Annotated in this window: 26 protein-coding genes, 1 other RNA gene and 3 pseudogenes; 15 read left to right on the top strand and 15 right to left on the bottom strand. The window is 55.1% G+C overall.

The annotated features are described in order from the left end of the window. Positions 1 to 34 precede the first annotated feature (34 nt). Positions 35 to 898 carry an acyl-CoA thioesterase II gene (gene tesB / locus ABOC21_RS18845; RefSeq protein WP_426812862.1) on the bottom strand — a complete coding sequence of 288 codons (864 nt, stop codon included), beginning with the start codon at positions 896 to 898 and terminating at the stop codon, positions 35 to 37. Positions 899 to 1,116: 218 nt separating this feature from the next. Between tesB and ABOC21_RS18840 the strand changes: the two genes are divergently transcribed. Further along, positions 1,117 to 1,644: a YbaY family lipoprotein gene (locus tag ABOC21_RS18840; protein ID WP_426812861.1), complete on the top strand. Its 528-nt coding sequence runs from the start codon at positions 1,117 to 1,119 to the stop codon at positions 1,642 to 1,644. Between the two features lie 32 nt (positions 1,645 to 1,676). Here ABOC21_RS18840 and ABOC21_RS18835 read toward each other — a convergent pair whose 3' ends face one another. Both ABOC21_RS18835 and ABOC21_RS18830 read right to left on the bottom strand, forming a co-directional pair. Further along, positions 1,677 to 1,988 (bottom strand): MGMT family protein, encoded by a 312-nt coding sequence (locus ABOC21_RS18835; protein ID WP_426812860.1) that lies wholly within the window; start codon positions 1,986 to 1,988, stop codon positions 1,677 to 1,679. A gap of 65 nt (positions 1,989 to 2,053) precedes the next feature. Then, entirely contained in the window at positions 2,054 to 2,461 is a 408-nt protein-coding gene (locus tag ABOC21_RS18830; RefSeq protein ID WP_426812859.1) for a dTDP-glucose pyrophosphorylase, read from the bottom strand. A 273-nt stretch (positions 2,462 to 2,734) separates the two neighbouring features. Between ABOC21_RS18830 and ffs the strand changes: the two genes are divergently transcribed. Further along, positions 2,735 to 2,831, top strand: an RNA gene (ffs, locus tag ABOC21_RS18825) — signal recognition particle sRNA small type. Positions 2,832 to 2,972: 141 nt separating this feature from the next. Here ffs and ABOC21_RS18820 read toward each other — a convergent pair. Then, a complete protein-coding gene (locus tag ABOC21_RS18820; protein WP_426812858.1) occupies positions 2,973 to 3,539 on the bottom strand; it encodes an HD domain-containing protein in 567 nt (188 codons plus the stop codon). 105 nt (positions 3,540 to 3,644) lie between these two features. Here ABOC21_RS18820 and ABOC21_RS18815 point away from each other — a divergent pair, with 105 nt between their 5' ends. Then, entirely contained in the window at positions 3,645 to 4,490 is an 846-nt protein-coding gene (locus ABOC21_RS18815) for an IS5 family transposase (RefSeq protein WP_426812496.1), read from the top strand. An 89-nt stretch (positions 4,491 to 4,579) separates the two neighbouring features. Here ABOC21_RS18815 and ABOC21_RS18810 read toward each other — a convergent pair whose 3' ends face one another. Together ABOC21_RS18810 and rihB are read right to left on the bottom strand one after the other, a co-directional pair. Continuing rightward, positions 4,580 to 5,830 (bottom strand): NupC/NupG family nucleoside CNT transporter, encoded by a 1,251-nt coding sequence (locus tag ABOC21_RS18810; protein WP_426812857.1) that lies wholly within the window; start codon positions 5,828 to 5,830, stop codon positions 4,580 to 4,582. A 76-nt stretch (positions 5,831 to 5,906) separates the two neighbouring features. Beyond that, positions 5,907 to 6,839: a ribosylpyrimidine nucleosidase gene (gene rihB, locus ABOC21_RS18805; protein ID WP_426812856.1), complete on the bottom strand. Its 933-nt coding sequence runs from the start codon at positions 6,837 to 6,839 to the stop codon at positions 5,907 to 5,909. 136 nt (positions 6,840 to 6,975) lie between these two features. On the opposite strand from rihB, the gene yeiL reads away from it, so the two are divergent. From yeiL to ABOC21_RS18790, 3 genes are all read left to right on the top strand, one after another. Beyond that, on the top strand, positions 6,976 to 7,668 hold the full coding sequence (yeiL, locus tag ABOC21_RS18800; protein WP_426815534.1) for a transcriptional regulator YeiL: 693 nt from the start codon (positions 6,976 to 6,978) through the stop codon (positions 7,666 to 7,668). Positions 7,669 to 8,106: 438 nt separating this feature from the next. Continuing rightward, positions 8,107 to 8,364: a hypothetical protein gene (locus ABOC21_RS18795; protein WP_426812855.1), complete on the top strand. Its 258-nt coding sequence runs from the start codon at positions 8,107 to 8,109 to the stop codon at positions 8,362 to 8,364. After that, on the top strand, positions 8,361 to 8,576 hold the full coding sequence (locus tag ABOC21_RS18790; RefSeq protein ID WP_045854236.1) for a hypothetical protein: 216 nt from the start codon (positions 8,361 to 8,363) through the stop codon (positions 8,574 to 8,576). Before ABOC21_RS18795 ends, ABOC21_RS18790 begins: the two co-directional genes overlap by 4 nt. 132 nt (positions 8,577 to 8,708) lie before the next feature. Here ABOC21_RS18790 and ABOC21_RS18785 read toward each other — a convergent pair. Next, a pseudogene (locus tag ABOC21_RS18785) lies at positions 8,709 to 10,137 on the bottom strand (PLP-dependent aminotransferase family protein). A gap of 87 nt (positions 10,138 to 10,224) precedes the next feature. Between ABOC21_RS18785 and ABOC21_RS18780 the strand changes: the two are divergent. Further along, positions 10,225 to 10,839, top strand: a complete 615-nt coding sequence (locus ABOC21_RS18780; RefSeq protein WP_426812854.1) for a YczE/YyaS/YitT family protein — start codon at positions 10,225 to 10,227, stop codon at positions 10,837 to 10,839. Positions 10,840 to 10,958: 119 nt separating this feature from the next. Here the strand turns inward: ABOC21_RS18780 and ABOC21_RS18775 are convergent, their stop codons facing one another. Further along, the gene (locus ABOC21_RS18775; RefSeq protein ID WP_426812853.1) at positions 10,959 to 11,801 is read right to left on the bottom strand and encodes a nickel/cobalt efflux protein RcnA; all 843 of its coding nucleotides are present in this window, start codon (positions 11,799 to 11,801) and stop codon (positions 10,959 to 10,961) included. Between the two features lie 164 nt (positions 11,802 to 11,965). Here ABOC21_RS18775 and ABOC21_RS18770 point away from each other — a divergent pair, with 164 nt between their 5' ends. From ABOC21_RS18770 to ykgO, 4 genes are all read left to right on the top strand, one after another. Beyond that, entirely contained in the window at positions 11,966 to 12,238 is a 273-nt protein-coding gene (locus ABOC21_RS18770) for a metal-sensing transcriptional repressor (protein ID WP_426812852.1), read from the top strand. 389 nt (positions 12,239 to 12,627) lie between these two features. Next, positions 12,628 to 12,777, top strand: coding sequence for a hypothetical protein (locus ABOC21_RS18765; RefSeq protein WP_426812851.1), 150 nt, complete (start codon positions 12,628 to 12,630; stop codon positions 12,775 to 12,777). A gap of 83 nt (positions 12,778 to 12,860) precedes the next feature. Then, positions 12,861 to 13,124, top strand: a complete 264-nt coding sequence (locus tag ABOC21_RS18760; RefSeq protein WP_426812850.1) for a type B 50S ribosomal protein L31 — start codon at positions 12,861 to 12,863, stop codon at positions 13,122 to 13,124. Continuing rightward, positions 13,124 to 13,264 carry a type B 50S ribosomal protein L36 gene (gene ykgO / locus ABOC21_RS18755; protein WP_003859006.1) on the top strand — a complete coding sequence of 47 codons (141 nt, stop codon included), beginning with the start codon at positions 13,124 to 13,126 and terminating at the stop codon, positions 13,262 to 13,264. Before ABOC21_RS18760 ends, ykgO begins: the two co-directional genes overlap by 1 nt. Here ykgO and ABOC21_RS18750 read toward each other — a convergent pair. Further along, a pseudogene (locus tag ABOC21_RS18750) lies at positions 13,261 to 13,972 on the bottom strand (GNAT family N-acetyltransferase). The gene ykgO and the pseudogene ABOC21_RS18750 sit on opposite strands and share 4 nt — an antisense overlap. A gap of 101 nt (positions 13,973 to 14,073) precedes the next feature. On the opposite strand from ABOC21_RS18750, the gene ABOC21_RS18745 reads away from it, so the two are divergent. Then, positions 14,074 to 15,525 carry a PLP-dependent aminotransferase family protein gene (locus ABOC21_RS18745; RefSeq protein ID WP_426812849.1) on the top strand — a complete coding sequence of 484 codons (1,452 nt, stop codon included), beginning with the start codon at positions 14,074 to 14,076 and terminating at the stop codon, positions 15,523 to 15,525. Here ABOC21_RS18745 and ABOC21_RS18740 read toward each other — a convergent pair. Continuing rightward, the gene (locus ABOC21_RS18740) at positions 15,503 to 15,970 is read right to left on the bottom strand and encodes a YlaC family protein (RefSeq protein ID WP_426812848.1); all 468 of its coding nucleotides are present in this window, start codon (positions 15,968 to 15,970) and stop codon (positions 15,503 to 15,505) included. The two genes, ABOC21_RS18745 and ABOC21_RS18740, sit on opposite strands and share 23 nt — an antisense overlap. On the opposite strand from ABOC21_RS18740, the gene ABOC21_RS18735 reads away from it, so the two are divergent. After that, entirely contained in the window at positions 15,960 to 16,082 is a 123-nt protein-coding gene (locus ABOC21_RS18735) for a hypothetical protein (protein WP_426815533.1), read from the top strand. The genes ABOC21_RS18740 and ABOC21_RS18735 overlap by 11 nt on opposite strands. Here the strand turns inward: ABOC21_RS18735 and maa are convergent. The 3 genes from maa to tomB form a co-directional block, all read right to left on the bottom strand. Then, on the bottom strand, positions 16,069 to 16,635 hold the full coding sequence (maa, locus tag ABOC21_RS18730) for a maltose O-acetyltransferase (RefSeq protein WP_426812847.1): 567 nt from the start codon (positions 16,633 to 16,635) through the stop codon (positions 16,069 to 16,071). The two genes, ABOC21_RS18735 and maa, sit on opposite strands and share 14 nt — an antisense overlap. Before the next feature lie 147 nt (positions 16,636 to 16,782). After that, positions 16,783 to 17,001 (bottom strand): HHA domain-containing protein, encoded by a 219-nt coding sequence (locus ABOC21_RS18725; protein WP_041144355.1) that lies wholly within the window; start codon positions 16,999 to 17,001, stop codon positions 16,783 to 16,785. A 26-nt stretch (positions 17,002 to 17,027) separates the two neighbouring features. Next, positions 17,028 to 17,402 carry an Hha toxicity modulator TomB gene (gene tomB / locus ABOC21_RS18720; RefSeq protein ID WP_041144356.1) on the bottom strand — a complete coding sequence of 125 codons (375 nt, stop codon included), beginning with the start codon at positions 17,400 to 17,402 and terminating at the stop codon, positions 17,028 to 17,030. 221 nt (positions 17,403 to 17,623) lie between these two features. Between tomB and ABOC21_RS18715 the strand changes: the two genes are divergently transcribed. Beyond that, complete coding sequence (locus ABOC21_RS18715; RefSeq protein ID WP_426812846.1) at positions 17,624 to 17,752, top strand: hypothetical protein; 129 nt, start codon at positions 17,624 to 17,626, stop codon at positions 17,750 to 17,752. Positions 17,753 to 17,876: 124 nt separating this feature from the next. Here ABOC21_RS18715 and acrB read toward each other — a convergent pair. After that, positions 17,877 to 21,024, bottom strand: a pseudogene (acrB, locus tag ABOC21_RS18710) (multidrug efflux RND transporter permease subunit AcrB). Positions 21,025 to 21,058: 34 nt separating this feature from the next. After that, positions 21,059 to 22,240, bottom strand: coding sequence for a multidrug efflux RND transporter periplasmic adaptor subunit AcrA (gene acrA, locus ABOC21_RS18705; protein ID WP_426812845.1), 1,182 nt, complete (start codon positions 22,238 to 22,240; stop codon positions 21,059 to 21,061). A gap of 142 nt (positions 22,241 to 22,382) precedes the next feature. On the opposite strand from acrA, the gene acrR reads away from it, so the two are divergent. Continuing rightward, positions 22,383 to 23,033 (top strand): multidrug efflux transporter transcriptional repressor AcrR, encoded by a 651-nt coding sequence (gene acrR, locus ABOC21_RS18700; protein ID WP_426812844.1) that lies wholly within the window; start codon positions 22,383 to 22,385, stop codon positions 23,031 to 23,033. Positions 23,034 to 23,052: the final 19 nt, after the last annotated feature.

Genomic DNA, 23,052 nt, shown 5'->3' with positions numbered 1-23,052 from the left:
GGGAGGCTTTTTTTATGCCGTTACGCTCTATGTATTATGCATTGCGGTTGCGCATAACGCCTTCCTGCACCGTCGAGGCCACCAGGATGCCGTCCTGGGTGTAGAACTCGCCGCGCACGAATCCCCTTGCGCTGGAGGCTGAGGTGCTCTCAACGCTATACAGCAGCCACTCATTAACGTTGAACGGGCGATGGAACCACATCGAGTGATCGATCGTGGCAACCTGCATTCCGGGCTCAAGAAAGCCCACGCCGTACGGCTGCAGCGCGACCGGCAGGAAGTTAAAGTCCGAGGCGTAGCCCAGCAGGTATTGGTGGATGCGGATGTCCTGAGGAACGTCGCCGTTGGCGCGGATCCATACCTGGCGGGTCGGTTCTGCCGCGTGGCCCTTTAGCGGGTTATGGAATTCAACCGGGCGGATCTCGAGGGGCTTATCGCAGAGGAACTTATCTTTGACCAGCGGCGGCAGCAGGTGCGCCAGCTTACGGGCAATATCGGTCTCGGAAGGCAGAGAGTCCGGCGTCGGAGCCGCTGGCATCGTTTTTTGGTGCTCGTAGCCCGGCTCCGGGGCCTGGAAAGAGGCGGTCATATAAAAGATGGGCTTGCCGTTTTGAATCGCGGCCACCCGGCGCGCGCTGAAGCTGTTGCCGTCGCGCAGGACTTCGACATCATAAATAATCGGCTTTTGGCTATCGCCAGGGCGCAGGAAGTAGCTGTGGAAAGAGTGGACCAGACGCTCGGCAGGCACGGTTTCTTTCGCCGCGTACAGCGCCTGGCCGACGACCTGGCCGCCGAAAACCTGACGCAGTCCCAGATCTTCGCTCTGCCCGCGGAACAGCCCTTCTTCAATTTTTTCCAGATTTAACAATGCCAGCAGATTGGTTAGTGCCTGACTCATATTGACCCTCAATCGGTGATAGCCGCTTCTCGCGGCGCGTATTGAGGCAAAGTATAACCTGGAATCGCAAGTGGTCCGATGGGTGTAATAATCTGAATAACGCTTCGCTTGCAGGAAGAGATCTGAGATCTGTGCCACACTTATGCCGATACAAATGTTCATGCCATCCAGTCGGTAGGACATGCTCCTGCGTATATAGGGATGAAAAGGAGAACAACATGAAATTTGCCTATATGTTAAGTGCTTTAGCCGTTGCCACCGCACTGACCGCCTGTGCCAATAATCACAGCGACAGTGCGAAAAATAACGCGGCTGCCGCCGATCCTTACGGTATCGCGTCACTGACGTCGTCGCAGCAACAGCCTAACGTTTCCGGGACAATCTCTATTCGGCAAAAAGTTGCCCTGCCGCCGGATGCGGTACTGACCGTGACCTTGTCTGATGCTTCACTGGCCGACGCGCCGTCGCGCGTGCTGGCGCAGAAAGCCGTACGTACCGAAGGTAAGCAGCCGCCGTATGACTTTGTTCTGCCGTACAACCAGGCGGATATTCAGCCAAACGCGCGTATCCTGCTGAGTTCGGCCATTACGGTAAATGGTCAGCTGATGTTTATCACCGATACGGTCCAGACGGCGGTGAACGGTGGCGGCAATCGTGCCGATCTGCTGCTGGTACCGGTGCAGCGAACGGCGGTGCCTGTCCCCAGCGATGGCGCAGCGGCGAACAGCCCGGCCGCCGCGCAATAAGACCCCAGATGCCCCTGTTCAGGGGCATTTTTTTAATAAATCCATCGATAGCGCTGCAGGTCGATATGCCCGCCGCCGGAGACCTGGACTCCCTCCTCCAGCAGCGCCTGACGCTGACGCTGTAGATCCGGACCGGTCAGAGAAATATCGCCGTGTCGATTAACCACCCGATGCCACGGCAGAGCCGAGCCCTCCGGCAGACGCTTGAGCACGCCGCCGACCTGGCGCGCGGCGCGCGGCGAGCCTGCCAGCAGCGCGACATCGCCGTAGGTGGCGACGCAGCCTTCCGGAATCGAGGCGATAATCTGCCATACCCGCTGAGGAAATGTGTCTTGAGGATCCATAAGGCGTCCTGTTACCGGAAAAGGTTCAGGATAAGCGCTGGATAACGGGCTGTACAGCCCGCCGCTCAGGCCGGGTGGGCGAGGGTAAATTCCAGCGCCAGGCCAAGGGTTTGCATCCCGTGTATGTTGTCATGCGGGGTGAGAGCCATCAGACTTTCGAGAAATTTCAGCCGCCGGGCCTGCGCGTTGATAATCAGCTTTGCGCGCAGGGCAGGAAGCTTTTGCGAGGTGATGGGGTAAACCACGCGCCCACAAACCGCGATGGGCAGTTTGCGTAGCTCGACGCTCTGCAGCACGCCTACGGTGGAGTAGAGCAGCGCCACCGGCGTTACCGCCAGCATCGTGCCGCTGCTGATAGAGACAAAATCCAGCACCAGCTCCGGGCGCAGGTAGTGCAAGCCCTTGAAGGACACGGTCACGCCGTCGATCGCCGGCATCGCCAGGGTTGACGTCAAACGCGGTGATTCACTCATTGCTGCCCCATCAGGATAAGATGTTGATTAGAAAGAGGGCTTCGATATTCGCTGAAGTATGGATGAGCATCAGGCATCGCGCCGCGACGGCGCTCGCAATCCCCTGTATTGCTCTGAAAGGATTGTATCGAAATTTAACAGTCCGGCCCGCGACGGGCTTATTGGCGGCTTTGCGCAATAAACCAGCATCCGAGCGACGTCGGCTTGCAATTCAGCGCCGCAGTGGGGATAATGCGCCGGCGCGTTGGTTAACAACGCTCTCAATGGGGGCTCTGTTGGTTCTCCCGCAACGCTACTCTGTTTACCAGGTCAGATCCGGAAGGAAGCAGCCAGAGCAGACGACGTGTGTGCCGGGATGCAGCTGGCAGGGCCCCCACCCAATTCTGCGCCAGACAGCCGCAAGCTTATCTTCTCCGTACAAAACCGCTACTAAGCTCTGGCAAGCCAGCCGTCGCCTGTTCCGCTGAGCCGCTATTTGTCTACGTTCTGACCATGCAACGGCGGCTGAATGCTAGCAAAAATGCTTCATTAGCAAATTCTCGCAGGTTGCCCATAGCGCGGGTGAACCTCTTTTTATCGTCGGTCCATAGCGAGATAATACCTGTTCAAGCGATACGCCGTTTTCTTTCCAGGTTCCCCCATCGGTAAATATATTCACCAGCAGGGGCTGAAAGCGGTCGAGGGCCTTAGCAAATTGCGCATCTGCGGTTTCTGCCCGCTCAAATTCCTGCCACAAATTAAGCAACTCGCCGCTCTGCGGCTGCGGCAGTAAACCAAACAGCCGCGTCGCGGCGGCCGACTCCTCCTGAAACAGATCGCCAGAATAAGAGCCATGAATGGGGTGATCGCCAACGTCTATTTCGACAATGTCATGCAGCAGGAGCATTTTTATCACCCGACAGGGATTAACCGCGTCATGGGCATATTCACTCAGGATTAAGGCGTACATCGCCAGATGCCATGAGTGCTCGGCGGAGTTTTCCTTACGGCTTTTATCAAGCAGCGGCGATTGCCGTATAACCGTTTTAAGTTTGTCGATTTCTCGCAGAAACAGTAATTGTTTTTCCAACGCCGTCATTGCATTTTCCTTCATGCGGAAATTATTTCGTGAGTATGGTCGCTAGGCTGTGTCCCGTAATCACCTGAGCTATAGTAACTGTCTGTTTCCACAACATATTAAACTATGGCTCGCTACGACATTCCCGATGAAGCATGGACTATCATCCAACCCTTTCTGCCAGCAGCGTCTGCCTCTCCACAGGCCGGGCGTCCGTGGGCGGAGCATCGTATGATCATCAACGGCATGTTCTGGGTGCTGTGTTCAGGTGCACCATGGCGTGATTTACCTGAACGGTACGGCCCATGGAAGACCGTTTATAACCGCTTTAACCGATGGTCAAAATCGGGTGTGATTAACATTATTTTCAACAAGTTACTTTCAGACTCTGGATGCACATGGCCTCGTGGACTGGTCGGCCACTGCACTGGATGGCAGCAATATCCGGGCGCTGAAATGTGCTGCCGGTGCGCAAAAAAACAACCCGATATCACCGGAGATAATGGGCTGGGTCGCTCTCGCGGTGGTTTTGGCACCAAAATTCATCTGGCGACAGACGGAAGTGGTCTGCCGTTAAACATCGTACTGAGTCCCGGTCAGGCTCACGAAAGCCAGTTTGCACAACGTCTTCTGGACGGTATCGGTGTTCAGCGCCAGAACGGAAGTATCAAGCGCCGTGGTCATGCAGTACTGGCTGATAAAGCCTACTCCGGACATGCGTTACGTAACGAACTGAAAAGAAGAGGGATAAAAGTTGTCATCCCGCGTAAATCCAATGAAAAAATGGCCACAGATGGTCGTTCACCACTCGATCGTGAAGCCTACCGCAATCGCAATGTTGTTGAGAGGTGCTTTGGTCGCCTGAAAGAATACCGCCGCATTGCCACACGTTACGACAAAACGGCGAGGAATTATCTGGCGATGGTGAAACTGGGTTGCATCCGATTGTTTTACAAGAGGTTATGTAATTAAGGGACACAGCCTAGTCTACGGCCTGGAGCGATACCTGGCCTGCAGGGCGTCTAAGAGCTGCGCGCATTTTAAGCGCGCCGGCGTAACGTTTAGCCAATACCGATAAAGAAACCGGCGATAGTGGCGCTCATCAGATTCGATAATGTCGCTGCGAGCAGGGCCCGCATGCCCAGGCGGGCGATTTCCGAGGTGCGCTCCGGCGCCACGGCGGAGAAAGCCCCCACCACCACGCCGATGGAGCCGAAATTGGCGAAGCCGCACAGGGCGAACGACACAATGGCGATAGTTTTACTGTCCAACAGGCCGGGATCGTGCAGGTAGGGTGAGAAGCTAAGGTAGGCAACAAACTCATTAACCATCAGCTTCTGGCCGATCAGGCTGCCTGCCAGCGCAGCATCGCTCCAGTCAACGCCCATCAGCCATGCCAGCGGCGCCAGCACTACGCCTAAAATAGCCTGCAGGCTTGCATGACCGTAGCCAAACCAGCCGCCGATGCCGGCCAGGATCCCATTGATCAACGCGATGATGCCAACGAATGCCATTACCACCGTTGCCAGCCCGGCGGCGATCTTCAGGCCAATGATGGCGCCGGATGCCGCGGCTTCTATGAAGCTGCGCGCGGGCGTTTCATTGAATGACAGATTATCAAAATCGACCTTCGACTCTTCCGTCGCGGGGTTGAGTAAACGGGCAAACAGGATCCCGCCGGGAATAGCCATCAGTGAGGCCGCCAACAGATACTCGATCGCCACGCCGAGCCCCGCGTATCCCACCATCGTTGAGCCGGCAATCGACGCCATCCCGCTGCAAATTGCGGTAAAGAGTTCATTACGATTGAGACGATGAATAAAAGGTTTAACGATCGCCGGGATTTCATTCTGCCCAAGAAATATCGTTGTCACCGCGACAAAAGATTCGATCTTACTGATCTTCAGGGCCTTCTGAAATAAGCCGCCTAGTATCCGAATTAAAAACCCCATGACTCCGATGTAATACAGGATACTTACCAGCGCAGTGATGAATATAATGGCAGGCAGGACGCGGAAGGCAAAAACAAAGCCTGCGCCGTCAAATACCTTATCCATTTGCGGCCCGGCGAGGGCGCCAAAGATAAAAGCGCTGCCGGCATCGCTATAGGATAATACATGATGAATTCCGTTGGCCGCTTTCTCGGCCAGCCATTTCCCCGGCGGCAGATATAGCATGGCGCCGCCAATAATAATCTGTATTAAAAGCGCCGCGCTGGTAGTGCGTAGGCTAATACTTTTTTTATTTACTGATAGCAGCAATGCAATCGCCAACAGTACCACCATACCAGGAACGCTTCTTAGTATATCCATAATGATCTCTCTTTATGTCATCCTGGGGATGTTTCATAGCGGTATGGGCGACTGCATTCTGCCCATGGTGGTTTATTTAGTGATATTTACGCACGCACTCTTCTACCAGGTCCCAGAACCACGCGGTATCTAACGTAATGCCAACTTTGGTATTTGCGCTTTTGCCGAGTACGCCCAGCTCATCGCAGACCGTACGGCCGTAGCATGGCCCGCTGTTAACGTCGATCTCGACGTACATCTCCTGCACTTTGAAAGCGTCAGGATTGATCAGATAAGCGACGCAGGTGGCGTCATGTACCGGGCCGCCTTCCAGGCCATAGTTATCGTGTTGCGTCTTCAGCGTGAAGTTCATCATGTCACTGAAGAGCTTGCCCGCCGGGCCGCCGGCATTTTCCATGCGCGCGATAATATCCGGGGTACAAACCGTTTGGTGGGTCAAATCGAGCCCCATCATCACCAGCGGTGCGCCAGAGGTAAAGACCACGCGAGCGGCCTCCGGGTCGGCAAAAATATTAAACTCGGCGGAAGGGGTGAAGTTCCCGGTACCATAAGCGCCGCCCATCAGCACGATTTCACGTATTTTGGGAATAATCGCTGGCTGCATACGCATCGCTACCGCGATATTAGTTAACGGCCCCACCGGAACCAGCGTAATATCTCCTGCGCTCGCCATTAACGTATCAATAATAAAGTTAACCGCGTGCTTTTTTTCAGCTTCGCGAGTGAGCGGACCGAATACCGGGCCGTCCAGTCCGGTTTCGCCATGAATGTTATCGGCGACAATTTGCTTACGCATAATCGGCTGCGGCATGCCGGCGTGTACCGGGGTATCAATATTCAGAGTTTGACAAACGTTCAGGCCGTTAAGCAAAGTTTTATCGAGAGTTTGGTTTCCCGCAACGATGCTGATGCCCAGTAATTCAATTGCAGGATGTTTTGCTGCCAGCATAATTGCGATTGCGTCATCATGACCCGGGTCGCAGTCCAGAATTATTTTACGCGTTGCCATTTTTATTCCTCATCTTTTTTGGGGGTCACCTTAATATAATTTTAAAAAAATAATCAGGTGAGGTAGGGTTGACGTGCTCACCTTGTCAGCGGCAAACTACACCAGGCATGAGAAATCTCATATGAGCGAGCGGATGATGAAAGAGGTACAAAATGAATCCTTTAAAAATCAATTGATAAAGGAGTCTGGCTACGTTGATAAATTTTCGATGGATGTGATCCGTCACACACATTTATTCCATGCTCAGGCCGGCGACTACATCGTGCGGGAAGGTACTTTACCGACCTGTCTTTTTTATTTAGTGCGCGGACGGACCAAGCTTTATGTCACATTAGCTAATGGTCGAATATCTTTGGTCGATTTTTTCAGCGCCCCTTGTTTTATTGGGGAAATAGAAGTTTTAGATGAGCAGCATCAATCTCGCGGAGTGCAGGCTATTGAAGAGTGCTGGTGTCTGGCATTGCCGGTAAAAACCTTACGGGCGTCATTGCTCAACGATACGCTATTTCTACGCAACGTTTGTCTCGGCCTTGTTGAAAAGAATTTCCGCAATATTGTCACCTCGACGCGTAACCAGGCTTATCCGTTGATTAACCGCCTCGCGGCTTTTATTTTGCTGACCGAGCATGATGCGCTGTACAAAGAAAAACATACCCAGGTTGCCGAGTATCTTGGCGTAACCTATCGCCATCTGCTGTATGTCATTGCGCAGTTGTGCACGCAGGGAATACTGCTAAAGCTTAATACCGGCTATGCGATTAATAATAAAAAAGCGCTAACGGTGCTGGCGCGGGAAATGGAACCCACGACCACCGTAGCCGGTAGTTAAAATTAGGTTGCCGCGGCGATCGGCGCTGCCGGGTTAAAACAGATACCGTCAACCCTCATCCGTCATTTATGTACATGCCCATATCCTTGCGCCTTGTGGCTCAGGATCGGCAGTCGTGTTTCATCGCGTGAAGCCATTGCGTGTGACCTACCGGCCGATTGCCGGTCACTCTGGAGCCGCTCTTTATCTGCTTCGACGCTGCCCGGCAGCGGAAAATAATTTATTTTGCAGAATGGCGATTCTTCTGCTATGCCGAAAAACGAGCTGTCATAATTTTGAAATAATAATGAAATATATTCGTCATTAAGGTGTCATAAATAACTGGCAGATTAGCAATGGGAATTTGTTGCCAGGTTACAAGCCGTAAATATATGTCTGGATCAACATGTTAACTTCGTGTATTAATTATGATGAATTTATTGCACGGGAAGCGTGACTATGACCACTGTGGTTTTGAACGTAAAAATTGATGCGGAATTAAAAGAGAAGCTGCGTCACTATGCGGAAGTAAACAACGAAAATCTGGGTACTGCGACGGAGAAACTGCTGCGACTCGCTTTTCAAATAGCGGATTCAGCGGACGAGGCGGGGGTTTCGGAAGAGGATATTGACAGCCAGCATACCGAAGAGGAAGCTACCCCATTAACCCCTAAAGAAATCAAAGCATTAAGAAAGATTCTGAAGAAGAGAAAATGAAACAACAACTCTCTACAGCCAGCAGCTACAGCGAAGCCTGCGACATGCTACGTTCAGGATATGTGAAGCACGTGCGTCTGAACTGGAATATCGGCAGCGATGAGTTCTTTCGCATTGCTTCCGACTGGTGCGAAACCGGGGCAAAAATAAAAAAAGATGACGATGGCTTTATTATCTCACTAAAAAGTTTTCCCATTCCGCGCCAGCATTAATGAAATGCGGTTAACGTTGTCATCAGGCTGACATAGTGCGATGACAAGATGAACTGCAATTTTATAAAAACATCTCATATCGGTCATGGATGATGATTTTTGACGGGCTGAACCCAGCCCGTCGATATTTTATTATATTATTTTACGCGTCCGCGTATTTTCACTCTGCTGTGCGAGACTGTGCCACAGCGGCTGTAGCGTCGTGAAGGCGCTGCGCAACGCCTCATCCTCCAGCGTAAACGGTAGCCGCAGATAGCGATCAAAAGCTCCTGCGAGGCCAAAGCGCGTCCCGGTACCAATATGAATGCCCCGGCTTTCCGCCCGCGCGGAAAAAATCGTCGCCAGCATGCCCGGTAGTTCAACCCAAAAAGAGAGCCCGCCCTCCGGCGGCGTAAAATGCCAGTGGGGAAAATATTCAGCCATTAATTTACCGCACATGTCCCGGCGGGCGGTCAGCATCGCCCGGCGCGGCGGGAGCAGTCTGCTTTTCATTTTCCAGCAGCCAGCAGCAGGCCAGCTGCTCGAGCAGAGGCGAGCCCAGGTCAAGAGAGTCGCGGGCCTGGACGAGAGAGGCGATGGTGCGGGACGACGCGCGGATCCAGCCAATGCGCAGCCCGCCCCAGAAGCTTTTGCCGGCGGATCCGATGGTAATCACCGGCGCCTCGGGATTGAAAGCCGCCAGCGGCGGAGGCGGCGGGACGTTGTACCATAAATCAACCATGGTCTCATCGACTACCAGCGTGGTGCGCGTCTGGGCCGCAATATCGGCCACCCGCTGGCGGGTCGCGCTATCCATGCAGCGGCCGGTGGGATTGTGAAAGTCCGGCATCAGCCAGGCCAGGCGCGGGGCGGTTTGTGCAATGGTTGCCGCCAGCCCGTCGCAGTCCCAGCCCTGTGAGGGCAGCGCCACGCCAACCGGTCGACAGGAGGCCCCCTGAATCGCGCTGATGGCCATGGGATAGGTTGGGGCGTCGACCACCACGCGGTCGCCGGGTCCGGTCATTAAGCGCAGAACCAGCGCCAGGCCGCTAAGCGCGCCGTTAACAATCATCACTTCATCAGCCTGGGTCGGTAAACCGCGCTCGCAGTAGCGGCGGGCTATCGCTTCGCGCAGCGCCGGCAGTCCCTGCTGATCGTAGCCGGTGCCGGTCAGATGCTGGGGCATCACGCCCAGCGCGTGATGGTAGGCCTGATGGATTTCCGGCCCGGCGCTGAGGGCGGCGGTGGCCAGGTTCACCGAGGCTGCGCTGATGGCCTGTTCCGTGGCTCCGGCCTGGCGCTGGGGCAGGGCGATGCGCGATCCGCTGCCCTGGCGGCTGTAAAGATACCCCTCTTCCCGCAGTTGGCCGAGTGCGCTGGCGATAGTCGTGCGGCTAACGCTCAGCGCCGCCGCCAGCTCGCGTTCGCCGGGCAGGCGCGTCTCCAGGGTCAGGCGGCCATCGAGAATCAATAGCCTCAGGGCTTCCGCCAGCTGGCGCCAGAGCGGCGTGCGGGAGGCGGACTCCTGCCAGTTTCCCAGCAGGCGAACCAACGATTGCGTACCAAAGCGACGAGAAGCCATAGCGATCCACTTTTGTAAAACTGGCCATTAATTATCAATCCATTTTTGCCGATGATGGCGAGGTCCGCAATCATCCAGAGGTAAAAAATGTTACGTCGTCTACTGCAGCTCTATATCGGCCTTGTTCTGTACGGCGTGTCGACCGCGCTCTTTGTGCACGCTAACCTCGGAGCCGACCCGTGGGATGTTTTTCATCTCGGCATGGGTAAACAGTTTGCTCTGGATTTTGGCACGGTGATGATCCTGACCGGCGCGGCGGTCCTGCTGCTGTGGATCCCTCTGCGCCAGATGCCCGGGCTGGGCACTATCAGCAATGTGATCGTGCTGGGCCTGGCGGCAAATGCGACCCTGGCGGTTTTGCCGCCGCTTGAATCGGTGGTGGCGCGCAGCCTGCTGCTGGTCGGGGCGGTGGTCCTCAACGCCCTCGCAACCGGTATGTATATTGGCGCCGGATTTGGCCCCGGGCCGCGCGACGGCCTGATGACCGGACTCCATGCCCGTACCGGCTGGTCGCTGCGCGGGATCCGCACCGCCATCGAGGTATCGGTCCTGCTGATTGGCTGGATGGCCGGCGGCACCTTTGGCGTCGGCACCGTGCTGTATGCGCTGACCATCGGGCCGCTTATTCAGCTCTGTTTGCCCTGGTTCCGCCAGCCCGTCGTTCCGCAGTCTATTGCCGATAGCCGCGAAGCCGCATCCTGATTTATGTCATCGCCGGCGGCGCCGTTCACTATCTTTGGCGGCTTGGCGCCGCTTCTCGACGAATAGCCCGCCGGCAGCGCCATCTCCCCGCGTCGGTTCAGGGGATGGCGATAGCCGGTCTACAGGCTGTTCCAGCCGTGCAGCATCATATACAGCCCTACCGCGATAATCAGCGTGCCGGAGATCCACGGCGCCTTGCGCGACAGGTCGTTGAGGGCGGGCCAGCGCTGGGTAACATGCTTCAGGCTGAGCGCCGCGATAGCGCCGGATATCACCAGCGTCAGAGCCAGCCCAACGCTAAAGCCCAGTACCAGCGTGGCGCCCAGCGAAAACTGCTTCAGCTGCAGGCAAATTAGCAGCACGGTTATTGATGCCGGACACGGGATAAGCCCTCCGGTCAGGCCAAAGAGAATTATCTGCCCGGTTGTTACCCGCTGGCCGTCAAAGCGACGGTTGATCTCCCGCGCGTGCGCCCGCTGGTGGGCATCCTGCCAGCCGCCGTCCACCGACTGATGGCGGCGATGGCGATCGTCGTGACTATGCGCGTGCTGATGCTCGTGTTCATGTTCATGTTCATGTTCATGTTCATGTTCGTGCTGATGCTCATGATGGTGATGCGCCCGCGATTCATGCCAGGTACGCCGCAGCATCCAGCAGGCGATGAGCACAATAACGATCCCCGAGATCAGCTGAAACCAGGGCTCCGAGGTCCGCACGTCCCAGCCGCGGCCAAACCAAAGCCCGGCCATCGCCACCAGCCAGACTACCGCCGTATGTGATACCGTCGCCGCGAGCCCCAGCAGGATCGCCTGCTTTAGCGTACCGCGCACCGCTACGATAAAGGCGGCCATCATCGTTTTAGAGTGTCCCGGCTCGAGGCCATGCAGAGCGCCCAGCAGAATCGCGCTGGGAATAAAGAGCCAGGCATTGCCCTGGTGCAGAAGAGAGCTGAAATCGTTCATGTCGCGATCCTTGTATAAAGTGATCGCATACTACTCCCCTCCAGTATACTAATACTACCCCTCAGTAGATAAATACGCCCAAAGGGGAGAGCGTGCTATGCTGGTCGCATTACGTATGCCGGCCCTGGCGCCGCAGCAGACAGACTTAAATGGTGGATTGCCTCATGTCACACACGGTTCGACACAAGAAGATGTTATTAACCCGGCTGAAGAAAATTCAGGGGCAGAGCGGAGCCCTGGAAAAAATGCTTAATCGCGAGCACGAGTGCGGGGAAGTGCTGCAGCAGCTGGCGGCAATCCGCGGGGCGGTGAACGGCATGATGCTGCAGGTGATTCAGGGGCATCTGACCGATCACGTGGTTAAAGAGCCGGAAGAGCTGCAGCGCGAGGCCGATCTTGAGGTGGTGATGCAGGTGATCAAATCCTATCTGAAGTAGCCCTTATCCCATGGCGCCGTTCACGATGCCCTGAGATTATTTTCCGCCCACAGAATACACGCGTCCTTCGGCAGCGCCTGGCGGGTAAAATATTGGCGAGAATCACCATTCTCGTAACCAGACTCACCAGATATCGGGTTGCCATGAGAATATCCTTATGTCAGAGGAGGCTCGATGAGTATGCCCGACAGCGTAAAAAGGTCACGGCGGAGAGGGATTATGATGAGATGTAAAAAATGCCCGAGCCGGCAGATGCCGCCGATATCGGGCTAAGCTGGACGATCCACAGCGTTCAGGCATTGAACGCGCGGAGAAAACGAGGGCCGGAATGCCTTCCGCGCTAGCGTTCGGCATCCGGTAACAGCTTAATTAACGATCGTGACAGCAAGATGTTGCGCATTGTGAACTATCAGCGGGCGTCCGCAGCGGCATTATCGGCGCTGATGCGCTGGTTATTTTCAGCAGAGACTCTGCAGAAGCTATCGTCGAAAGCGGCATCGGTTGGCTGCCACGAACGGGCGCGTCAGCCCGCCGCCTAAATCCCCTTTCTGTTCATGGTTGATCTTTACTCTTAAGCGGCGTAACCTTATTGTTATGTTATAACATCTCTTATGGGGTCATCATGAAAGCGAATATTCATCCGCATTACCGCACCGTGGTGTTTCACGACACCAGCGCTAATGAATATTTTAAAGTGGGTTCGACGATAAAAACCGAGCGTGAGATCGATCTGGAAGGGGTGACCTATCCCTACGTGGCGATTGACGTCTCCTCCAAATCGCACCCGTACTACACCGGTAAGCAGAAAACCTTCTCCAATGAGGGGAGCACCGCTCGTTTCCGCAAGCGTTTCGGCGGCTTTATTGATGCGAAAAGGAGCGAATAATGCAGGTGCTTAACTCATTACGCAGCGCCAAACAGCGCCATCCGGATTGCCAGATAGTCAAACGCAAAGGGCGGCTGTACGTCATCTGCAAAAGCAACCCCCGCTTTAAGGCCGTGCAGGGGCGCAAAAAAAGACGCTAGTCCGACTGCGGGCGAAGGCTCTCCAGGGTACGGGAGCTGCTGGCCATCGGCGCTGAAATTGTCGCTGGCCAGCCATTTCTGCATGGCGCTATCAATCTGCGGCCACTCGCTATCGATAATCGAAAACCAGTCGGTATCCCGGTTGTGGCCCTTTATCACCAGCGCCTGACGAAAGCGCCCCTCATAATGAAAACCTAGCCGCCGCGCCGCCCGACGGGAAGGTTCGTTCAGACTGTTGCATTTCCATTCATAGCGGCGATAGCCAAGGGTATCAAACACGTAGCGCATCAGCAGCCAGTGCGCCTCGGTGGCCATTGCCGTTCGGCTAAGCAGCGGCGAAAAATGCACGTGCCCGACCTCAACAACGCCATTATTGGCATCAATTCTCATCAGCGCCAGCGAGCCGACGGGCCGTAGGGTCTGGCGGTCAACGACCGCAAAATGAATCGGGTCGCTAAGCTCGGCCAGGCCATTTACCCATGCGCTAAACTCTTCGACGCTGCTATCAGGCTCACGCAGCAGCCAGGTCCAGCTGCGCGTATCCGGGGCCAGCTGATGCGCAGCAAAGAGCGCCTCCGCGTGCTTCCCGGCCAGCGGCTCCAGGTAACAGAGACGGCCTTGCAGGGTTTGCCGCTGCGGGGAGGGGCGCGGCTGCCAGTCGGGCAGGGCATCGCCAACGGGTTGGCCGAAGTGGTTATGCTGATTCATTTCGCTTTCCTTGTATGGACGGATGCGGTGAGACTAAGGCCTTACTGGTTCCATAAAAAGTGCCATTGAATTATATTTTCATGGTGCCACGAGGAGCCGCAATGAATATCCCTGACCACGCCTTTTTCACTTTACTGGAACACGCCCTGCGCGACAGGGGCGATGAGACGCTGCAGCGGACGCTGTACCACGCCCTGCGCGGCGCTATTTTGCAGGGGACTCTGGCTGGCGGCAGCCGTCTGCCGGGTTCACGTGCGATCGCTACGTGGCTCAATCTCTCGCGCAATACGATTAACGCGGCGCTGGAACAGCTGGCGATGGAAGGCTATTTGCTACGCAGCCGCCAGGGAACGCACGTCGCGGCGCTCAAGTCTTCGCCGGAGAGCGAAGCCGCGATACCCGCTATTGCTCTGCCGGAAGCTCTGCTGGCGCTTCCGGCGGGCGCCCGGCGCGATTCTCCGGCGCTGGCCTTTACTCCCGGCACGCCGGCGATTAACTACTTCCCTCTCTCCATCTGGCGACGCCTGCTCGATCGCGTCCTGCGCGAGGAGGGCAGTATGCTGCTGGGCTACGGCGATGCGGCGGGGGAGCTGGCGCTGCGGCAGGCTATCGTTCGCCATCTGGCGCTGTCGCGCGGTATTCGCTGCGATGCCCGACAGATTGTTATTACCGAAGGCGCGCTTGAGGGGGTCAATCTATGTACCCACCTGCTGAGCGTGGCCGGCGATATCGCCTGGGTGGAGGAGCCGGGATATTTAGGCGCAAAAAGCGTGTTTCTCAAGGCCGGGCTACGGGTGAAGGGGATGGCGGTCGATAGCGAAGGAATGCGTCCGGAGATTGACGAGGGTGAAACGCCGCGGCTGATTTTCACTTCGCCTTCGCACCAGTATCCGTGCGGAGCGGTGATGAGCGCCGGGCGACGCCTGGCGCAGCTGGAGTATGCGCGCCAGCATAATGCCTGGATCGTGGAAGATGATTACGATAGCGAGTTTCGCTACAGCGGCGAGCCGATCCCGGCGATGCTGGGGATGATAAAAAATGCGCCGGTGGTCTATCTCGGTACGTTTAGTAAAACGCTGTTTCCGGCGCTGCGCATTGGTTTTGTCGTCATGCCGCCGGCGCTGGCCGCTGCGGCCCAGGGCGCGGTTGGCGCGCTGCTGCGGGGCGGCCATCGCGCGGAGCAGCGGGCGCTGGCGCTCTTTATCGAAGAGGGCCACTATGCCCGTCATCTGGCCGCAATGCGCCGTTTGTACCGTAAGCGCCGGCTGCAGCTACGCGACGCCCTGGCCAGGGAACTAACGCAGACTTGCGATATTCTCGGCGGCGAAGGCGGGCTACATCTGACGGTGGCGATTGAGGGTATTGATGATGCGGAGGTGGTTGAGCAGGCCCGCCGCTATCAGCAGGCCCCAGCGGCATTAAGCCGCTTCTATCTCGATGCACGGCGCGCGCGAAGCGGGCTGGTGCTGGGATATGGCAATACGTCCGCTTCGCATTTTGTTCCTGCGCTGCGGACGTTAAATCGTCTTATCAGGCAGTGCCGACGCGGGTAAGGCTAAAAACATCGTAGAACGACAGCTCGCCTTTGGTAGCAATCATTTTTTGCAGCTGCGTTTTCTGCTCGCCCGCGACGCGCGGCGACTGCAGGATCTTCTCGATCAGTTGAGGCGGTACGAAGCGGGTGTTGTACCATTCGCCGTTGTAGCAGACGCGAAAGTCGAGGACGTCGATATCTTCGTAGCGATAGCGCGGATAGACGTCAAAGAAAAAGAAGCCGTTCAGCAGGGCAAACAGCACCACCAGCAGCCATACCGAATCCACCAGCGTCTCTGAAGTGAACATGACGACGAAGGTGGCAGCAAAAGCGGCGTACATCGCGACGAACAGCCACGGATGATTGCGAATAAAACTGATGCTGAAGCGCGGGCGGTTGTCGCGCTTCTCTTTCACATTGAGCTCATCAATAGTGTTGGTCAGCAGTTGCTGTATTTCTGTCATTTTGTCCCCGAATTCTGCTAAGGCCCAGCCTGAAGGCTATTTTAGGTTGCGGGAATCAGATGGAAAAGTAACAGATCAGTTGCGGAAAAGCATAACAGTTACTCTTTTTTAGCTTCCAGCATCCGGATGATTTGCGCGGGATTGCCGCCAACGACCGCATTCGGCGGAACGTCTTTTACTACCACGGCCCCGGAGGCAATAACGGCGTTGTCGCCAATCGTCACGCCGGGGTTAATCACCGCGCGGCCGCCAATCCAGACGTTATTACCGATAGTGACCGGTTTGCCGTACTCTCTACCGCTATTGCGCTCGGCCGCATCCAGAGGGTGAGTGGCGGTATAGATATGTACGCCGGGCGCCAACATGCAGTTATCGCCGATTCGTATCGGGCAGACGTCGAGCATGACGCAGTCAAAATTCGCGTAGAAATTACTGCCGAGAAAAATATTGTAACCATAATCACAGCGGAAGGTGGGCTCAATCCAGGCATCGCCCGCCTGACCCAATAACGCTGTCAGACAGTTTTTGCGTAGCTCACGTTCGTCCGGCGCCGAATGGTTGTAGCGATGTAGCTCCTGCCTGGCGTGCTGGCGGTCCGCGCGTAGCGTCGCGTCTCCGGGCTGATACAGCTCTCCGGCGATCATCTTAAGTTTCTCTTCACTCATGGGGCTTTCCTCAAATAGCGGTGGCCACAGTATAAAAAAGAAACCGGTTTCAGATGCGCCGCGTGGCTATTTATGCGAGTAATATCACAAATGTACCCATAGTGAGGGGAGAGAGCCGATTACCGCCTGGTAGTTACCTGAAGTGAATTAGCGAATGAATTTCCACACCGAGGTAGGGATTTTGTCGTACAGCTTATTCATGGTCAATTCAGCAAGACGATGATCGGCCGCTGAGTAAAATACAGCCAGTTCGTTGTCCGGAAGTTCGTATTTATTTTTTTCAATTACGCGTTCCAGCGTATCAATTGTCTGACAGCGGCGTAAGCGCATCAAATAGTCCGTTTTGGTTAATGGTTCACCAGACATAAATTCACCTTTAAATTGTAATAATACTAACAAGAAAGACTGGCCGGATTTTCCCGGCTGGCGTTAACAAAACAACGGAATAACCGATTTCCCGATTTACGCCATTTCTGCAGATCTACGCTGTTAATGCCGTAGCTGCTAAACAACATGAAAGTGTCATCCAGATATTCATCAAGCTGAGCAATCAGTTTATTATCCTCTGCGTACTTAATTTTATAATTAAGCGCGAAGGTCGCAATGTGATCGATCAATTCATTAAGCTGAAGATTGACAGCCGACGTTGGGTCATTCACCCAGCCGTGGTTGCTTTCTTCCAGGTTTGCAAGGCAATCATGATACAGGGTTTCGCAGAGAAATCGAAGCTGTGCGATATCATGTCTTTTTGGCGAGTATTCGTCCATAACACATCCCCTTTTGCGTGGTTTAAACGACGACTAACAAGCACCGTTATGGGATGAACACGACTAACAGACCTGGTACATACATTGTAATCCTGTTGATTTAACTATAATCCACTCTTAAACAGATTTCACCGTGCTATTACGAAAAATTACAATTATCGGCGTTTATTTATCTTAAAGCAGCGGACTCTATTACACCGAAACAAATCAAGGTGATGACTATGGTAAAACACACCTTATGGATCATTGGTTTAGCAGGATATTTTGTTATGCGCCCGCCGGCAGCCACGGATAATGCTGATATTAAGAATATTCTGAGTGAGGCCGAAGAGTTAAACCGTGAAGAATAATCTGCTAAAAATAGGCTAGCTTACATCTTCGCTGATTATATAGCAGAACATCCGCTAAACAATCACATTGTGTGCGTTTTCATCGATAAAAAAAGGGCCGCAAATGCGGCCCTGATTTCAGAGATTAATGATGCCCGGTCGGATGACTGTGCTCAATATCTTCCGTTTTTTTGCTGAAACGGCGACGAACGACCACGAAGAATACCGGCACAAAGAAGATTGCCAGAACCGTCGCGGTGACCATCCCGCCCATTACGCCGGTACCTACGGCGTTCTGCGCGCCGGAGCCTGCGCCGGAACTGATAACCAGCGGCATAACCCCGAGGATAAAGGCCAGCGAGGTCATCAGGATGGGACGCAGACGCATACGTACCGCTTCCAGCGTCGCTTCAATCAGGCCTTTGCCTTCTTTATCCATCAGATCTTTGGCGAATTCGACGATAAGTATCGCGTTCTTCGCCGACAGGCCGATGGTGGTCAGCAGGCCCACCTGGAAGTAGACGTCGTTAGTCAGCCCGCGGAACGTTGCCGCCAGCAGCGCGCCGATAACCCCGAGCGGTACAACCAGCATAACCGAGAACGGAATCGACCAGCTTTCATACAGCGCTGCCAGACAGAGGAATACCACAATCAGCGAGATGGCATACAGCGCCGGAGCCTGGTTACCGGACAGACGTTCCTGATAGGACATACCGGTCCAGTCATAGCCAATGCCAGCCGGCAGCTTGCCCGCCAGTTCTTCCATCAGGTTCATGGCTTCACCGGTACTTCTACCCGGCGTCGCCTGGCCGAGGATTTCCATCGACGGCAGACCGTTATAGCGTTCCAGACGCGGTGAACCGTACTCCCAGTGCGACGTTGAGAAGGCCGAGAACGGCACCATCTGCCCGTTGCTACCGCGAACGTACCAGTTGCCAATGTCTTCCGGCAGCATGCGGTATTTTGCTTCGGACATCACGTACACTTTCTTCACGCGACCGCGGTCGATAAAGTCGTTGACGTAGCTACCGCCCCAGGCTGCGCCCAGCGTGGTATTGATGTCGCTGATGGATACGCCCAGCGCCTGCGCTTTCTCCTGATCGATATCAACCTTGAACTGCGGAGTATCTTCCAGGCCGTTCGGACGCACGGCGACCAGCAGATCGGGGTGTTTCGCAACCTCGCCAAACAGCTGGTTACGCGCCTGAGTCAGTTTTTCATGGCCCAGACCGCCCTGGTCAATCAGCTGGAAGTCAAAGCCGGTAGCGGTACCCAGCTCGACGATAGCCGGCAGGTTAAAGGCAAAGACCATCGCATCTTTAATCTGCGAGAAACGCGCCATCGCACGGCCGGTAATCGCTTCAACCTTGTTCTCGCTGCCCGGACGTTCGCTCCAGTCCTTCAGCGACACGAACGCGATACCGGTGTTCTGACCGCGGCCTGAGAAGCCAAAGCCGTTAACCGCGAACACGGATTCAACGTTGGCTTTCTCTTTCGTGAGGTAGTAGTCCGTCATCTCATCCAGCACTTTCTGCGTACGCTCCTGGCTGGCGCCTGCGGGCAGCTGCGCCATGCTGAGGAATACGCCCTGGTCTTCATCCGGCAGGAACGAGCTCGGCAGACGAACGAACAGGAATGCCATCCCGACGACGATGATCAGATACAGCACCAGATAACGGCCGGTACTGCGCAGGATGTTGCCTACGCTATCGGTGTAGTGGTGGGTGCTCTTATCGAACATGCGGTTAAACCAGCCAAAGAAGCCTTTGTGCTCGCCGTGACCGCCTTTAGCGATAGGTTTCAGCATCGTGGCGCACAGCGCCGGCGTCAGGATCAATGCAACCAGTACCGATAGCGCCATCGCCGAAACGATAGTGATGGAGAACTGACGATAAATTGCCCCGGTTGAGCCGCCGAAGAAGGCCATCGGGACGAATACCGCCGACAGCACCATCGCGATACCGACCAGCGCGCCCTGAATCTGGCCCATGGATTTACGGGTTGCTTCCTTCGGCGGAAGCCCCTCCTCGGCCATCACGCGCTCGACGTTTTCTACCACCACGATGGCGTCATCCACCAACAGGCCTATCGCCAGCACCATACCAAACATGGTTAAGGTGTTTATCGAGAAGCCAAAGACGGCGAGGATGGCGAATGTCCCTAAGAGGACCACCGGAACCGCGATGGTTGGAATCAGCGTGGCGCGGAAGTTCTGCAGGAACAGGTACATGACCAGGAAGACCAGAATAATGGCTTCAGCCAGCGTTTTAACCACTTCATGAATGGAGATTTTCACGAACGGCGTGGTGTCATACGGGTAAACAATCTTCAGGCCTGACGGGAAGTACGGCTCCATTTTCGCCAGTTCAGCGCGAATGGCGTTTGCGGTATCCAGCGCGTTAGCGCCGGTCGCCAGCTTGATACCCAGGCCGGAAGCCGGCTGGTTGTTATACTTAGCGATGATGTCGTAGTTTTCGCCGCCGAGCTCCACTTTTGCCACATCGCGCAGGCGAACCTGCGAACCGTCCTGGTTCACTTTCAGCAGGATGTTGCTAAATTCGTCCGCAGATTTCAGACGCGTTTGCGCAATGATCGAGGCGTTCAGTCTGCTGGCCTTTCACCGGCGGCGTACCGCCTAGCTGACCGGCTGCAACCTGGGCGTTCTGCGCTTTAATGGCGCTAATGACATCCACCGGCGTCAGCTGGAAGTTGTTCAGCTTGTTCGGATCCATCCAGATACGCATCGCGTACTGGGAACCAAACAGCTGAACGTCGCCCACGCCTGACGTACGGCTGATCGCATCTTTCATGTTGGCGCCAACGTAGTCGGAAATATCCTCCTGCGTCATAGTGCCGTTGGTGTTGATAACGCCGACAACCATCAGGAAGCTGCTGGAGGATTTCTCCACGCTCACGCCCTGTTGCTGTACTTCCTGCGGCAGCAGCGGCATAGCGAGCTGCAGTTTGTTCTGCACCTGCACCTGCGCGATATCCGCATCGGTACCGGACTGGAAGGTCAGCGTGATCTGAACCGTACCGGTTGAATCACTGTTGGAGGACATGTACATCAGGTTATCGATACCGTTCATGTTCTGTTCGATAACCTGCGTGACGGTATCCTGCACCGTTTTCGCATCAGCGCCGGGGTAGGTCGCGGAGATCGTCACTGCCGGCGGCGCAATCGTTGGGTATTGCGCGACGGGCAGCTTCAGGATCGCAAGTCCCCCAGCTAGCATGATTATTATGGCGATCACCCATGCGAATATGGGGCGATCGATAAAGAAATTAGGCATGTCTTAACGGCTCCTGTTTAAGTTAAGACCTGGTTTACTCTGACTGAGCTTTGCTTGCGGCTTGCTGCTTATCATCAGAGGCTACTTCCTGCGCTTTCACCTGCACGCCTGGTTTTACTTTTTGCAGTCCGGCGACGATGACGCGATCGCCCGATTTCACCCCGCTGGTGACCAGCCATTTGTCGCCAATCGCCTGGGTGGCGGTAACCTGACGAACTTCGACCTTATCGCCTTCGCCCACGACCATGACGCTGGCATCACCGCGCGGAGTGCGGGTGACGCCCTGCTGCGGAACCAGCAGCGCGTCAGGATTGGTGCCTTCTTCCAGACGCGCGCGGACGAACATACCTGGCAGCAGGGAGTTGTCCGGGTTCGGGAAGATAGCGCGCAAAGTGATGGAACCGGTGGTCTGATCGACGGTCACGTCGGAAAACTCCAGCGTGCCGCCCTGCGGATACTTCAGACCATCGCTGGTGACCAGTTCGACCTTGGCTTTGCCGTTTTCCTGTTTCAGCGTACCGTTTGCCAGCTCCTGTTTCAGACGCAGGAAATCGTTGCTCGACTGGGTAACGTCAACATAGATCGGATCCAGCTGCTGAACGGTTGCCAGCGCGGTGGTTTGGCCGTTCTGCACCAGCGCACCTTCCGTCACCGCCGATTTACCAATACGACCGCTGATAGGCGAAGTCACTTTGGTATAGGCCAGGTTAATACGCGCGGTTTCGACGGCGGCTTTTGCCGCCACGACGGCAGCATTGTTCTGCTGCGCGTCAGCAACCGCGGTGTCGTAGTCCTGTTGGCTGATGTATTTGGTGCCTAACAGTTTCTGGTAGCGTTTGACCGTCAGCTGGGAGATGTTTGCGGCCGCCTGCGCTTTGGCTAAGTCGCCTTTCGCGCTTTCATAGCTGGCCTGATAGGTAGCTGGATCGATTTGATAAAGGGACACGCCTGCCTGGATATCGCTGCCTTCAGTGAAGTTACGTTTCAGAATAATACCACTCACCTGAGGGCGAACTTCAGCAACGCGGTATGCGCTGGTGCGGCCAGGCAGCTCGGTGGTGATTTGTAGCGGTGCGGATTTGAGCGTCACAATGCCGACTTCCGGCATTTGCTGGGCCCCTTGTTGAGCCGGTTTGTCGTCACATCCTGTTAGCGCTAAGCTGCCTGAGAGCATCAGAACGACCGCCAGAGGCGTTAACCCTCTGTTTTTGTTCATATGTAAACCTCGAGTGTCCAATTTCAAATTGTTCAGTGGCTCAAACGACCACAAACCCACTACTGTGTTTCTATTATGGTCATGCTATGGTACATACATTCATAAATGTATGTAAACGTAACCTCTGTAAACTCATCGACCTATGGCACGAAAAACCAAACAACAGGCACTTGAAACCCGGCAACACATTCTGGACGTTGCTCTGCGTTTGTTTTCGCAGCAAGGCGTATCATCTACCTCGTTGGCAGCAATTGCAAAAGCTGCAGGGGTGACGAGGGGGGCTATCTACTGGCATTTCAAGAATAAATCAGATTTATTTAATGAAATATGGGTGCTTTCAGAGGCCAGTATTAGTGACCTCGAAGTTGAGTATCGGGCAAAATTCCCCAACGATCCACTGTCAGTTGTCCGTGAGATCTTAGTCTATATTCTTGAAGCCACGGTGACAGAAGAGCGTCGTCGGCTGATGATGGAAATCATCTTCCATAAATGCGAGTTTGTTGGCGAGATGACGGTGGTTCAGGAGGCGCAGCGCAGCCTGTGTCTCGAAAGCTACGATCGCATTGAACTCACACTTAACGAATGTATTGCGGCGAAGATGCTGCCGGCCAATCTACTCACCCGGCGGGCGGCGATTTTAATGCGCAGCTACCTTTCCGGCCTGATGGAAAACTGGCTGTTTGCGCCGGATTCTTTCGATCTGCAAAAAGACGCGCGCGAATTTGTCGAGACGCTGCTGGAAATGTATCAGTTTTGCCCTTCGCTGCGGGCGCCAGCCGAGGCCGCGCCCTGACGCTGAGTTCATATTTCCG

Origin of the sequence: Klebsiella sp. WOUb02, from assembly GCF_050058015.1 — a bacterium.
Classification (GTDB): Bacteria; Pseudomonadota; Gammaproteobacteria; order Enterobacterales; family Enterobacteriaceae; genus Klebsiella.
Note: the sequence above shows the minus strand (reverse complement) of the source record. Positions and strands in the feature narration are given on the sequence as shown.